Origin of the sequence: Mucilaginibacter terrae, assembly GCF_031951985.1 — a bacterium.
GTDB classification, from domain to species: Bacteria; Bacteroidota; Bacteroidia; order Sphingobacteriales; family Sphingobacteriaceae; genus Mucilaginibacter; species Mucilaginibacter terrae_A.
Map to the genome: position 1 here is coordinate 1,362,012 of NZ_JAVLVU010000001.1, position 14,644 is coordinate 1,376,655.

8 protein-coding genes are annotated in these 14,644 nt (G+C 45.3%); 2 read left to right on the plus strand and 6 right to left on the minus strand.

Going from position 1 to position 14,644, the window contains the following annotated elements:
* Positions 1-6 precede the first annotated feature (6 nt).
* The 6 genes from QE417_RS05545 to QE417_RS05570 are packed head-to-tail and all read right to left on the minus strand — an operon-like array spanning position 7 to position 11,956.
* Positions 7-2,298: a glycoside hydrolase family 3 C-terminal domain-containing protein gene (locus tag QE417_RS05545; protein WP_311948163.1), complete on the minus strand. Its 2,292-nt coding sequence runs from the start codon at positions 2,296-2,298 to the stop codon at positions 7-9.
* Between the two features lie 13 nt (positions 2,299-2,311).
* Positions 2,312-3,970, minus strand: coding sequence for a RagB/SusD family nutrient uptake outer membrane protein (locus QE417_RS05550; RefSeq protein WP_311948166.1), 1,659 nt, complete (start codon positions 3,968-3,970; stop codon positions 2,312-2,314).
* A gap of 19 nt (positions 3,971-3,989) precedes the next feature.
* Positions 3,990-6,011 carry a SusC/RagA family TonB-linked outer membrane protein gene (locus QE417_RS05555; protein WP_311948167.1) on the minus strand — a complete coding sequence of 674 codons (2,022 nt, stop codon included), beginning with the start codon at positions 6,009-6,011 and terminating at the stop codon, positions 3,990-3,992.
* Positions 5,980-7,038, minus strand: a complete 1,059-nt coding sequence (locus QE417_RS05560) for a TonB-dependent receptor plug domain-containing protein (RefSeq protein WP_311948169.1) — start codon at positions 7,036-7,038, stop codon at positions 5,980-5,982. The genes QE417_RS05555 and QE417_RS05560 overlap by 32 nt, the downstream gene beginning before the upstream one ends.
* 26 nt (positions 7,039-7,064) lie before the next feature.
* Positions 7,065-8,741 carry a RagB/SusD family nutrient uptake outer membrane protein gene (locus QE417_RS05565; protein ID WP_311948171.1) on the minus strand — a complete coding sequence of 559 codons (1,677 nt, stop codon included), beginning with the start codon at positions 8,739-8,741 and terminating at the stop codon, positions 7,065-7,067.
* Between the two features lie 17 nt (positions 8,742-8,758).
* Positions 8,759-11,956 (minus strand): SusC/RagA family TonB-linked outer membrane protein, encoded by a 3,198-nt coding sequence (locus QE417_RS05570; RefSeq protein ID WP_311948173.1) that lies wholly within the window; start codon positions 11,954-11,956, stop codon positions 8,759-8,761.
* Positions 11,957-12,623: 667 nt separating this feature from the next.
* On the opposite strand from QE417_RS05570, the gene QE417_RS05575 reads away from it, so the two are divergent.
* Together QE417_RS05575 and QE417_RS05580 are read left to right on the plus strand one after the other, a co-directional pair.
* On the plus strand, positions 12,624-13,790 hold the full coding sequence (locus tag QE417_RS05575; RefSeq protein ID WP_311948175.1) for a glycoside hydrolase family 43 protein: 1,167 nt from the start codon (positions 12,624-12,626) through the stop codon (positions 13,788-13,790).
* Positions 13,787-14,629 (plus strand): glycoside hydrolase family 16 protein, encoded by an 843-nt coding sequence (locus tag QE417_RS05580; protein WP_311948176.1) that lies wholly within the window; start codon positions 13,787-13,789, stop codon positions 14,627-14,629. The genes QE417_RS05575 and QE417_RS05580 overlap by 4 nt, the downstream gene beginning before the upstream one ends.
* Positions 14,630-14,644: the final 15 nt, after the last annotated feature.

Here is a 14,644-nt window from a genome sequence, read left to right on the forward strand (position 1 = left end):
AGGCGGTTAAGGTTTGATTACTTTGATTGGAGCCTGCGGATGCAAAACTGAATTTACCTTTTGGGTAATCACGGCTTTACCCATGCTGAAGTTAGCCGTTTGCTTAATTTGCCTTGACGAGCTCCCAATCTTGAAGGTATAAGTGCCAGCTTCGGCTACCCAGGCATTTTGGTTGTTATCAAAAGACGCTAAAGCGGAAACAGGTAGCTCAAAAGAGATGAGTTGCGATTCGCCCGGTTGTAAAAGCTTGGTTTTACTGAAAGCCTTGAGTTCCTGCATAGGCTTATCCATTGTTTTGGCAGGTGCCGAAATATAAAGCTGCACCACCTCTTTACCAGCAACCTTGCCTTTATTGGTTATAGTTAACGATGCCGAAACCTTGTCTTTTACAGCGTGGTTAATTTTTACTGAACCGAAGCTGAAAGTGGTGTACGACAAGCCATAGCCAAACTCGTAAGCAGGCTGAATTTTGAATGTATCAAAATAACGGTAGCCTACATAAATGCCTTCTTCATGTATAACATCGGTAGGGTTATCAACAGGCGTACCCGGGAAGTTTTTGGCCGATGGGATATCATCATAATTTTGCGCAAACGTATCAGGCAATTTACCCGATGGATTTACCTTACCGCTCAATACATCGGTAATAGCGTCGCCTCCTTCCATACCCGGTTGCCAGACCAATACAATGGCATCGGCTTTATCTTTCCAGCCTTTGATATCTATCGGGCTGCAAATATTGAGGACAATTATTAATTTTTTGTTTTGGCGATGAAATGCTTCGGATGTACGCTCAATAAGCGAAAGTTCGGTTGGCTTGAGGTAATAATCGTAATCAAGATCACGGTCTTTGGTTTCGCCGCTGTTACGGCCTATGGTAAGTACGGCAACTTCGCATTCATTTGCTTTTTTGTTGATGAGCTCATCTGATACAGGAAACTCTTTGTTCCAGTTACGGTAGTTTGAATTGTACTGCCCGTACGGGCCTGATATTTCTTTATCCAGTTCGTACCCGGCATTGGTTAAGCCCTTGGCCACTGATACAGTGTAGGCCTTATTTACATCGCCGCTACCCCATCCGCCTGCAATAAGTGCATAGCTGATGTTACCAAACAAGGCAACCTTACCTTGTTTTTTTTGCAATGGCAACGCTTCTTTATCATTCTTGAGCAGCACCAAACCCTCAGTTGCGGCCTCGCGCGATATTTGTGCGTGGGCTTTTAAATCGGGGTTATTGCTGAATTTATAGTTTGCAAAACTTGGCGTGCGCACAATGATATTTAGTATACGCTCCACGTTAGCATCAAGCAACTTTATGTCAAGCGAGTCGTTTTTTACGGCTGATATAATGCGCTGAATTTGCTTGTTGTTGCCCGGCATTATCATGTCATTTCCGGCTTTCATTTGCTCAACCCAGTTAGTGGCCTTGCCGCCCCAATCGGTCATTACGTAGCCTTTAAAGTTCCACTCGTTGCGAAGTAAAGTTGTGAGCAGATCTTTACGTTCAGACGTATGTGTGCCGTTAAGTAGGTTATAAGATGACATCACCGTCCATGGCGAAGACTTTTTGATAGCAATCTCGAAACCTTTGAGGTAGATCTCGCGCAGGGTACGTTCATCAATGTGGGCATTAACACCAGCACGATTGGCCTCCTGGTTATTGGCCACAAAGTGTTTTATGGATGTGCCTACCGCGTTAGATTGTATACCGTTAATGATACCCGCAGCAATTTCGCCGGTTAAAACCGGGTCTTCGGAGTAATACTCAAAATTACGCCCTCCCAGCGGGTTACGGTGAATGTTTACGCCGGGTGCCAGTATAATATCGGCTCCAAACTCTTTAACCTCGTTACCAAAGGCTTCGCCAACACGTTTAACTACTTCGGGGTTCCAGGTTGAGGCCAACGTGGTACCCGACGGAAAAGCGGTAGCAAAGTATTTATGCTCATCATTTTTGCGCTTCACATCCATGCGTACCCCGGCAGGGCCATCGGCCAAAACAATGGCCGGTATGCCTAAACGTGGTATGGCATTGGTTGTGCCGGCAGCTCCTGGAATACGGAAAGCGGTGTTACCCACCATCGATCCATCGGTAAATGCAGAGGGAGCGGCATCGCGCCCTCCCCCTATAACCATTAAAGCTTTTTCTTCGAGCGTCATGGCGGCAACCACTTCTTTAACAGAGTTTTTTCCCAGCTTAGGTGCTTTATCTTGGGCAACTGAAACTGTTATATTAAACAGGACAATGGCAACAAACGTACCTACAAGCTTTAACGACATGGAATTTTTATAGAACATTGATATAGGTTTATTAATTATAGCCGGGATTTTGCTTCAGCTTATCGGCTTTATCTATTTCGGATTGCTGTAACGGGTACAGGTAATTTTTAGCGCTAAATACCCTGTTTTCGATAACAAAAGGTGTGTAATTAAGCGTAGTGCCCGATTTGGTTATCTTCATACCGCGCACAGGGCCGTTAAAATAAGTTTCACCCTGTTTCCAGCGGCGTACATCATAAAAGCGCTGCTCTTCAAAACAAAGCTCCACACGGCGTTCGTTGCGTATACGCTCACGCATGTCTGTTTGGCTTAGTCCGGCTGGCAATGCAGGCATTTGTGCCCGTACACGCACCGCATTAACAGCATCATACACCGGCTGGGTTGGGCCCGATACTTCGTTCAGGGCTTCGGCATAAATTAATAAGGTTTCGGCATACCTGAAAAACACCCATGGGCGGCGTACGTTGGTTATGGTAGTCACATTATAGGTAGCATTACCGCTTAAAAACTTACGCAGGTAATAGCCCGATTTGGTACTGTTTACGTTAGTAAGCACATTATCTAATCCGCCGTCAAAAGTTTCCACGTTACGGGTTAAACTGCCGGTTTTAAATGAGGCACCGTTGTAAACAATAAATTGGTTTAGGCGGGTATCGCGGTTTAAATAAGGGTTTTGCGGGTTGTAGCCTGATGTTGGATCAGTTATGGGTTTACCGTTACGCATCTCGAAGGCATCAACCAAATCCTGCGTAGGGTTGGTACGGCCCAGGCCACCTGTAAAACCAATAGGTGCGTTATTAGACTCAATGGTATTAATTGATCCTGCCGGAGTAGCAAATATTACTTCCCTATTGTAAGATGTAGCCGTGTTGGTATAATCCCAAAGGTTAGGGTAATCAGTAGCGCTTAATAGCCCGTGCTTATTCAGGTCTATAAGTGCTTTGGCCGCATTGGCCGCATTTTGCCAACGGGTTAAATCATTAACGGTGTTGTAAAGCGGGCTGGCATATATCAACAGTGCTTTTGCTTTAAGCGCCATGCCGGCTGCTTTGGTAGCACGGCCGTAATTGGCGGCATCCCAATCGCGGGTTGAGGCAGCAGGTATTTGATTGATGGCCGAATCGCAATCGGTAGTTATCGATTTTACTACATCGTCAACCGAATTGCGGGGCAGGTTTAAATCCTCGCCCACCTCAAATGAACGGTTAGCCAGCACAATTTGCCCGTATCTTTTAAATAACTCAAAATGATACATGGCTCTCAGGAAAAATGCCTCGCCGCGTAAGCCCGTTAAATCGCTCACCGGGTAAATAGTACTCGTAGGCGATTTTTCTAAAAATACGTTGGCCACCCGCAAACCAGTATACAGGTTGGTATACTGCTCGTCAATGGTGCGCAACGGCCCCCAGGTGCCGTTGTTTATGATATTGATGCTGCTATTGAGGTTCGAGTTTACGGCCTCATCGCTTGCGCTGGCCAGCAAAGCCCCCGCATTGTCTACGTTATAGCGGCCAAGCAGGTAATTATATCCCTGGTTAAGATATTCGCGCACGCGGCGGTCTGTTATCCAAATGGATTCTTCGGTAATAGGGCCTTCGGTATATGATGGCTCAAAAAAGTCTTTGCTACAGCCCGAAAGCGCCATAAGCAGCAACATTGCGCCGTATATATGATGTAATTGCTTCTTCATAATGTATGAGCTTATTGGGTTAAAATTTTACATTAAGTCCCAGTGTATAGGTTTTGAGGTACGGATAATTGCCTGCCCTGCCTGCCATGGTGGTTTCAGGGTCGATGCCGTAATCTTTAAGTTTTGAGAATGTTAACAGGTTATAACCTCCCACAAAAAAGCGGGCACGTTGCATGTGCAATTTGTAGGTTAGCCTTTGTGGCAGCGTTACGCCAAGCTCTACCGTACGCAGTTTGATATAATTACCCGAGCGCAGCCAAAAATCGGAGCTGGCATTATTGTTAGCGTTGTCGCTTAAGGCCGTGCGCGGAAACTTCGCGGTTGCTGCAGTTGCGGGTGTCCATGCATCAAGTGATAGCTGGTTAAGCGCGTTTGGACCTGCATAAACTACCGGCCTAATGTCGACCGTGCGGCCAGACACTCCCTGAAACTGTGTGCTGATATCAAACAGCTTATAGCTGATGTTGAAGCCAAAACCGTAATATACATTAGGGATATCAGTATAATTGGTGGCAACGGCATCGCGGCTGTCAATGACATTATCGCCGTTTATGTCTTTGTATTTAATGTCTCCCGGTACTACCAAACCCGAAAGCGATTGTTTAGGACTGGCGTTTATTTCATCCTGCGACTGAAACAGGCCATCAGATACATAAAAGCGTTTAGTGCCTGATGAAGTAACGTTACCAATATTGTAACCCAGTGGTGATTGATAAGAAATAATTCCGGGTAACGACTGCTCCAACAGTTTGTTGGCTGCATAAGTAAAGTTACCATTAAGGCTTACATTCAGGCTTTTAAAGTTTTTTGTGTAGATAACATTCATATCAACACCCTTGCTGTTAACTTTGCCGGAGTTAACCGAACTTACCCCTACACCCAATATGCCCGGCAGGTTTGAACTGCCCAAAATATCGGTACGGGTTTCGTTAAAATAATCGGCAGAGAGGTTAATGGCATTATCAAAAAAGCCTAAATCGGCACCAACGTTAAGGCGGTTAATTTTTTCCCAGGTAGTTAAAGGGTTTCCTGTTGGGCTTACCTCGTAAGCAGTTGTGGTGCTTGAAAATGATGAACCTAAAATTGGTCCCGCGCCACGGGTAAATAACGCGCGGTAAGGCAAACGTACCAGATTACCATTGGCGTCATAAGTTGGGCCAATGTTGCCATTACGACCATAGGAGGCACGCAGCTTTAAATAACTGATAGCTTTTACGCTTTTAAAGAAATCCTCATCAGAGGCTAACCAACCTATTGTTCCGGCCGGGAAGAAACCAAACCGGCGGCCGGGTGCATAGTTTTCAGAACCCGAATAGCTGCCGGTAAAGCCTAAAAAGTAACGGTTTTTAAAGCCATAATCCACACGGCCAACATACAGGCGCTCGTTGTAATCAATACGATCAACCGCGGCACTGGTGCCCTGTTGTGCGCGGGCCGAAGCGTTTATTTTATGATCGCCTGTGGTACGGTCGTAATCAAACCCGGCCCACACCTCGTTATTTTTGGTGCTTGTACCAAAACCTGCAAACTGGTAAGCCAGTACCGCCGGTGTGCGGAAGGTTTGCGCAGGTGTTAAAGTTTGGTTTGTAACTGCATAGTTTTGGGTAAAGCCGTAAGTGTAGTTGCCATAGTTATCATAAGAAAAAAACACATTTGCCGACAAACCCGGAGTCACAAAATCGAGCTTTTGCTTAGCCGATATGGTTGCCTGTAATACGTTGGTTATAGCCTTGTACACACCACTATTTTGCAACTGCCCCAGCGGGTTGGTTTGGTAAACCGATGTACCGCCATAAGTGCCATCCTGGTTTAGTATAGGGAAAGCATTGGGCGGAAGCGTAAACAAACTGGTAAGCACCGCCGCCGAACCACCTCCGCCGCCACCTATAGGATCGGTACGGCGCTCGCTGCGCACACCGGCCAGTAATGAAAAGCTTAAGGTTTTAGTTACTTCATAATCAAGGTTTACCCTAAAGTTGTAACGCTTGTAATTGGTGTTTGAATTGTAATCATCGGTTTGGGGTATTCTTAAATAAGCCATTTTGGTCATAATAACTTATATTGGTAAAGTAGCGTATCTTTTCGCTGCCGCCACCTAATGATACGGCGTAACGTTGCACCGGCGCAGTTTTATTTAAAAACCTGTCGATGTAGTTATTATCAGGAAATAAATAAGGATTGCTTTGATTTTGATAAGCAGTAAGTGCTGCCTGATCATAAGCCGGGGCTTGACCGGCATTGGTTAATCCCTGATTGTACAGCGTAGCAAAATTGTACGAGTTTAACGGCTTAATCAGGTTTTCAACCTTTTGAAAGCCACCTTGAATATCAAAGTTTATAAAATTTTGGTTAGCCCTGCCATGGCGGGTGTTCACCAGTATTACGCCATTGCCGCCAATAAGGCCATACCAGTTTAACGCTGCCGCATCCTTTAGCACGGTTACGCTTTCAATTTCGTTGAGGTCCATATCGCTGAAATCGCGCTCAACACCATCAACCAACAACACCGGGTTTGAACCTTGAGCATATGATGATTTACCGCGCACCTGAAAAGTTAAATTTTCGGTGCCGGGCTGGCTGCCGGTTTGCTGCACCAGTAAACCACTGAAACGACCGGCCAGCATACTTGATAAATTGCTCACCGGTATTTTAGGAAAATCATCGGTTTTAAAGGCACTAACAGCATAATTAAGCTCGCGACGGGTGCGCTTGCCAAAGGGTATATCAACTATCTCATCATAATACCCGCTACCATTGGTACCTGTTAATACTACGTTCAAGTGCGGCTGATCTTTTACTGCTACATGCAATTCCTTGTAACCGTCTCTTTTGAAAACCAACGAGTCTTCGGCCATGCATTTAATGGCAAACTCACCACTCCTGTTCGAGCTTGCGCGTACGTTAGTGCCCATCACCGTAACTTCTACGGCGTCAACAGCAGCACCTTTGGTATTGGTAATTTTGCCGTCGTAAGTTTTAATGCTCAGGGTCTGGGCTTGTATCCCGAGGCTCATCAGCAGTACTGAGAGGCTCATGAACAAACCAAAACACTTTATATATCTTGTCATGTTATTTCTTTGTTTAATGTCACCAATTAATTCCAACCCGGATTTTGCTTCAAGGCACCCGAGGTTTTATTCATTTCAGCACGAGGGATGGGATACAGGTGCATAAAATCCTGAAACACCTTTTGGAAAGTGGGTAGTTCAACCACATTATAAGTGAAAGAATTATCGGCATTTTTAATCACCTTCATTCCTTTCATGGGTTGCGCTACCAGTTCGGGACCTTTCTTCCAGCGGAGTATATCCCACCAGCGCATATCCTCAAAAGCAAACTCAACGGCACGCTCGTTACGTATACGGTCGCGCATTTGTGCCTGGGTTAAGCCGGTTGGCAATTTGGGCATACCGGCACGCTGCCTGATGGCATCCACCGCATCGTAAACGGCTTGTACAGGGCCTTCGGCCTCGTTAAGCGCTTCGGCATAGTTAATCAGCACTTCTGCGTAGCGGTAATACACAAAGTTGAGCAAAGCACTGGCGGTTGAGCCGGAGCGTGATGTTTCGGGCCAAAGGCGTTTGAGGTAATAACTGGTTTTGGTGATGGAAATAGCCGTACCATTATCGGTGCCATAAGTAACGGTTCCGGATGCATTTGGATTGGTTTGCCAGGTTTGCACCGCCCTACCCTGCCAGGTAACGCCGTTATAAAGTATGTTTACATAAAAGCGCGGGTCGCGGTTGGTATATGGCGCTTGCGGATTATAGCCCGATGTTGGATCCGTTATAGCCTTACCGTTGTTCATCTCATACAAATCAACATGGTTTTGTGTAGGAGATAGATTAGACTGCTGACCACCATAACTGATAGGCACCAAAAAATCGCTGATGTAAGTACCAATGTACGAGCGACCGCCGCGTGGCCATATACGGATATACTCGCGTGACGACGATAACTGTAAGACGTTGGCATAGCTGGTTTCGAGCCCAAACTTGTTTAAATTAATAATGTCCAAAGCTGCATCGGCAGCTTTTTTCCACTTGGTTACATCATTGGCTGAGTTATTAAGCGGACTTGCAGCAAATAACAATACACGGGCTTTAAGTGCCATTGCAGCAGCACCGGTTGCGCGATTAGCTTGCGCTGCAGGGTTGGGCCAATCGGCGTTGGTTTGCGGTAATAACGTTATGGCCTGGTCTAAATCGCCCAGTATCTGGTTAAGAGTAGCGTCAAACGAGGCGCGTGGCTGGTCATCGGCAGCCTCGGTAAAATCCTGGGGTTTAGTAAGCAATACTACGCCACCGTAACGTTTAATCAGTTCCGAATAAAAGTAAGCACGCAGGTACAATTGCTCGCCTTTGATGTAATTGGCGTTAAAATCAGCCGTCCATGGTGTTTTATCCATATTGGCCAGCGTAACGTTCGCATTACGTATACCACGATACATTTGCGTGTAAATGCTGTTAACATCGGCTGCACCGCCATCCAAAAAAAGCCCGCGGTTCATCACCGCAACCTCGGTTTGGGCATTGTTGGCTATCGACTCGTCAGAAAACTGCGAGGTCATGCCCTTATAGCCGCTCAAACGGCCGTAATCATTTATGCTGAAAGTGTAGCTGTTATCGGCATAGCGTGATGCCAGCAGCGGGTCTTGAAAAACCTTCTCAATATCGGTTTGAATGCCTACGTCGCGTTGCAAAAAGTCTTTTTTACAAGCAGTGGCCGATATGACGAATATAGCAAGCAGTGATAGCTTTAAAGTTTTCATGTTCAATGTTTTAGGATTTAAAATGATAGGTTTAATCCAAAATTGACAATCTTGGTAGTTGGGATAACCGTAGTTGCATAGTTGTAAGTACCTCCCACTATATTATTTTCCGGGTCTACGCCATAAAACTTGGTCCAGGTAATGAGGTTTTGCCCGCTCACAATTACGGTGAGGTTGGTTAACTTCAGTTTATCTGTAATTTTTTTAGGTAAACTGTATGCCAATTGTATGTTACGCAATTTGATGTACGAAGCATCCTGCAAAAAGAAGTCATTAAGCGTTTCGTTAGGATTGGGAGCCAATCCGGGACGCATGGCCGGCCATGTGGGGTTGGGGTTGGTTGGTGTCCAGCGGCCTAACATAGGTTTGTAGTATTGGTTTAAGCCACCTCCGTAAAAAATAACATTTGAGCTTACATTATCAACCGCGTTAAACTGAACAGATAACTGGAACCCCTTGTAACCTGCCTGCAGGTTTAAACCAGCGTTATATTCAGGAATGTTAGGGTGCCCGATAGGCATTTGGTCTAAACTGGTGATTTGTCCGTCGCCGTTAACGTCGTCATACTTCAAATCGCCGGGAATTGATTTTACACTGGTCAAATTATTCACCGGGCTTTTATCAATATCGGCTTGGTTAGCATAATAACCTAAAACGTGGTAACCATAGTAGGTGCCAATAGGCGTACCTGTATTTCGGAGGTTTGCAAGCTGTCCGGGAGCTTCATCTAATACCTTGCGGGTATTGCGGGCAAAGCTAAAGTTACCTGATATTGAATAGGTTATCTTATTATCGCGATTTTGGTACATGGCAGATAGCTCATAACCATGGTTAGTGTTTACACCGTAATTGGTGTTTGGCACAGTTGCACCGTAAGTACCAAAACTGGTATTGTTACGGCTAATCAGTATATCTGAACGGCGGTCGTCAAAAATATCGGCGGTAAAATTCAGCTTATCTTTAAACAACGAGATATCTAAACCCAGGTTGCGTTTGAGCGAAATTTCGAAACTAACCATAGGGTTACCATATTGCGTTTGGATGTAGGTGGGAGCACTAAACACACTGCTCGGATTTCCGAAGGGTACCGATGTGCCCGCACCAAAGTTATCCTGGTAATAAAAGCGCCCGGTTCCGGGGCTGGGTATACCTACCCTACCAATTGATCCACGTATTTTAAGCAACGTGAGCCACTCCACCTTTTTCATGAAATCCTCATTGGCAATGTTATAGCCAATAGTTGCCGCCGGGAAAAAACCATACCTGTAGCCTTTTGCATAGTTTTCGGAGCCATTGTAGGTAGCATTACCGGTGAAAAAGTACTTGCCGGCATAATTATAAGTCACCTGTGATATGATGCCCTGGTTAGCAAACGGTGCACTGGCATTAACCGAGCTTTGCAGCTCGCGCTGGCCAATTACGTTAGCGCTTACTGCATGTTGGCCAAATGAGCGGTTGTAATTCAAAAATAACTGCAAATTGGTTTTGGTGAAACCGGTACGCGTATAAGCCGGAGCGCCTAAGAAATCGTTATATGACGTTGAATAAGGTGTAAGTGCCAGCGTATTACGGTTAAGTTCGTAATAGCCTACACTGCCGCGCTGTAACTTTCCGGTATTAAAGGTGGCATCATATCCAAACTGTGCTTTAAATGATAGACCCTTAGTTACAAAATCGAGCTTTTGGTTGAAGGTAAAAATACTTTCAGACACGTTGATATCAGTAAAAGCGTAGCCATTGTAGGTTAGAAATGCATAAGGGTTTACACTATTGGTACCCAGCAAATTCATATTTACAATGTGATTGTAGGTATTATCGAGCGTGAGAATACGTGGATCGGTGGAGTTGGTATACTCTGGAAAGAAAGGTAAACCCCACGATGCAATTTTTAACGAACGGCCAACTAACCCTTCAATACCATTGGCAACAACACCGCTTGGCTCGTTTGATTCGCTCATACCTGCCGGGCTGTAGCGGTGCTCGTTACGGCCGGCAAGGTTAACCTCAAAATTGGTGGTACTTGTAATATCAAAATTCACCCTTGCCCTAAAGTTATAGCGGTTGTAGCTGGGCGTAGTGCTGTAATTTAAGGGTGTTTTAAACTTTTTAAAGTTACCGTCTTCAAACTGGTGACCGAAGGATGTAAAATACTTGATTTTTTGCGTACCGCCCGAAACGGTTAAGTTTTGCTGATTCTGTGTCCAGGCATTGCGCACCAGTTCCGAGTACCAGTCCACATCAGGGTATAATAATGGGTTACCGGTGCCGTCTTTAAATTTCTGCAAATCTGCATCTGTAAAAGTGCGGGGTTCGCCTACGTTGATTTGGCCTTCTGTATAAACTAAAGCACTTTCGTAAGCGCGTAAAATCTCCGGCCGGGCAGTTGGGCTTACAATACCGGCATTGGCGGTAAAGGTAACTTTGGCAGGTCCTTCTTTACCGCGTTTGGTGGTCACCACAATTACACCGTTAGCACCTTTTAAACCATACAACGCTGTGGACGCTGCGTCTTTCAGGATGTTGATATTTTCAATTTCATTCGGGTCAATGTCTCCAAAGGAAGTGCGTTCCACCCCGTCTACAATAATCAGGGCTGTTGCCGTTGGCGATACACGCCCCCTGATATATAAATTGGCACTGTTAAAACCCGGGCGACCCTGCGATTGCTGCACGATAAGTCCCGGTACCGCACCGGCCAAAGCCTGAGTTACGTTGGTTACCGGGGCTTTTAGTATTTCCTTTCCTGATATGGTACTAATGGCGGCCGTTACATCGCTGCGGCGTTGCGAGGTGTAGCCGTTTACAACCACCTCGGTTAATGAGTTTTGCTTTGATGCGAGCGTGATGCTAAGCTGAAGGCTATTGCCAATGGCTACTTCCTTATTGCCAAAGCCCAAACTCGTAACCACAAGTACAGCGCCCTTAGGTACATTTAAGGTAAACTGGCCCGTAGCATCTGTTTGAGTACCGGTATTGGTACCTTTTATTTTAACATTTGCCCCTACTATGGGCTGGCCACTTTCATCTCTAACGGTTCCTTTTACAGGAGTGCCCGCCTGAAAAAAAGCAGCATGAGTAAGCGTGGTTTTGTTATGCACAGCATTGCCTGCCGAAGCCTGACCATGCGCGCACAACAGCAACGCTATTGCCGAGATTATGGCCGTTGCCTGCCTGGTTATTAAATAGCGCGTGCTTTTAAATTGATTTGAGTACATCTTCTTATCATAAGTTTAAATTGGTTAATAGAGTAACTGCTGCGCAAGCACAGACCAGCTTAAGGCCACAATATTTTTTACTTACTGGAGCGCCTATGAAGAGACAAAGTATTAGCCCGGGTTTAAACCCTTGCAAAGTTGGGCAGTGCCGACGTTGCCGTGTAGCATGCTTCACCATACCGGCTTGTTAAGCGGGGAGCATTCAATGCAAGTAAAAATGCTTGCGTAGACCATAGGTTGGAGGCCGTAGAAATTTGATGTAGATCTTCTACCATAATTTAGGATTTGTTTGGTTTTTTAATAATTGATTGGTGAAGCAAATTTGTTGAGTAAATGCACAACCGTAGCGCCTCAAATCAACCATTTAGGGGGTACTTTTTCGTCAATTAGTTAAAATCATTGTTTTAACGCCCCTACCTTACAGTGTAAACCAGTAAGAGTAAACTGCAGGAGCCGGTTTTACATATACAAGGCAATGTATACACCGCTAACTTAAGGCGGGTTTACTTACGCGCCAAACAATAAAATCAGTTAAAATTTAACCAACTGGTTTGTAATAACATTTATTTATGCAGGCTGCTTAAAATTTAGCACTTATCTGATGGATTTGCCCCCCATGTGTTCGGGCTATTGGTTACAAATTGGAGTTCTCAAATTATTCTGATTTATGAACCTATCAAGAAGGAAAAAATCACATCTGTTTCCTGTTTTAATGGCAGCAAGCTTGCTGTTTGGAGTTTTACCAAAGGCTTACTCCCAGGCAACCAATTTTAAACCAGGAGCCATTTGGCCCGATAATAAAGGCGTACACATTAACGCGCACGGTGGCGGTATTTTATACCAAAATGGCACTTATTACTGGTTTGGAGAACACAAAGTTGGTGGCGAAGCGGGTAACGTTGCCCAGGTTGGTGTTCACGCCTATTCATCAAGAGATTTGTACAACTGGACCGATGAAGGCATTGCCCTGAAAGTATCTGATGATAAAACCAGCGATATTGCCAAAGGCTGTATTTTAGAAAGGCCCAAAGTGGTTTACAATACTAAAACTAAAAAGTATGTAATGTGGTTTCACCTGGAGTTGTTAGGAAAAGGTTACGGTGCCGCCCGCACAGGCGTTGCCATAGCCGATAAAGTTACCGGCCCTTTTAAATTTTTACGCAGCTACCGCCCAAATGCAGGACGTATGCCCTATTACCCTGCCGGCACACCTGCTGCCGCACAAATTAACGCACAGCATCCTGCCAACAAAAGCGACGTTATTTTTATGCGCGATTTCCCTGGCGGACAAATGGCCCGCGACATGACCGTTTTTGTTGACGACGACGGCAAAGCATACCACGTTTTTTCATCCGAAGAAAACAACACCCTTCACCTTGCCGAGCTTAGTGATGATTACACCAGCCATACCGGTAAATTTGTGCGCATATACATAGGCCAGCAAACCGAGGCGCCTGCCTTATTTAAAAACAACGGTAAATACTACATGATAGGCTCGGGCTGTACAGGCTGGGCGCCTAACCCGGCGCGCTGGTTTACAGCAACCTCTATTTGGGGACCATGGACGTTTGAAGGCAATCCATGTGTTGGCGCTGGCGCGCAAAAAACTTTCGGCGGTCAAAGTACACACGTATTACCCGTTTCCGGTAAAAAAAATGCTTTTATCTTCATGGCCGATAAATGGGCTCCTAAAGATGCCATTGACGGCCGTCATATATGGTTGCCCATTGTTTTTAATGGTAACAATATTGAAATTAACTGGCTTGATGAATGGAACCTTGACTATTTTGACAAGCAGCCAACCCAAACTCAACCATCCGAAAAAAGCAAATGATATATAAATACCTGCTGCCTTTTATGGTGTTAGCAACATTAAAAACAACTGCTCAAACCGTTAACCCTGATACAGCTGGGGGATATAAACTGGTATGGGCGGATGAATTTAACCAAAACGGCGCACCCGACAGCAATAACTGGAGCTACGAGCGGGGTTTTGAACGCAATGAAGAACATCAATGGTATCAGCCGGATAATGCCTGGTGTGACAACGGTTTGCTTATTATTGAGGCTCGCCGCGAAACAAAGGATAATCCCAATTATGAAGCCGGTAGCAGCGAATGGCGTAGAAATCGCCCGAAAGCGTACTATACTTCATCAAGCCTTAAAAGCAGGGGAAAGCAGTCGTGGCAATACGGGCGCTTTGTAATGCGAGGCAAAATTGACATTAGCAATGGTATGTGGCCCGCCTGGTGGACTTTGGGCATCAAAGGCCGTTGGCCTGCAACGGGTGAAATAGATATTATGGAGTTTTACCGTAAAAAACTGTTAGCCAACATGGTGCATCTTGGAGCCGACCAAAAGGACGAGTGGTTTAGCAAAACCCGCAATATTGATTCACTGGGGGGCCAAAAATGGGCTTCGCAATTTCATATATGGCGCATGGACTGGGACGAGAAAGCAATTGCGCTATATGTTGATGATATGCTGATGGTTAAAGTTGAAACCGAAAAGCTGGTTAATAAAGATGGATTGGGGACAAACCCGTTTAAGCAGCCGCACTATATGCTGCTCAACCTTGCCATTGGCGGCCAGCAAGGTGGCGACCCGTCAAAAACTCAGTTTCCTAAACGTTTTGAGGTAGATTATGTACGTGTTTACCAAAAAAACCAATAACATACCAACCAATTT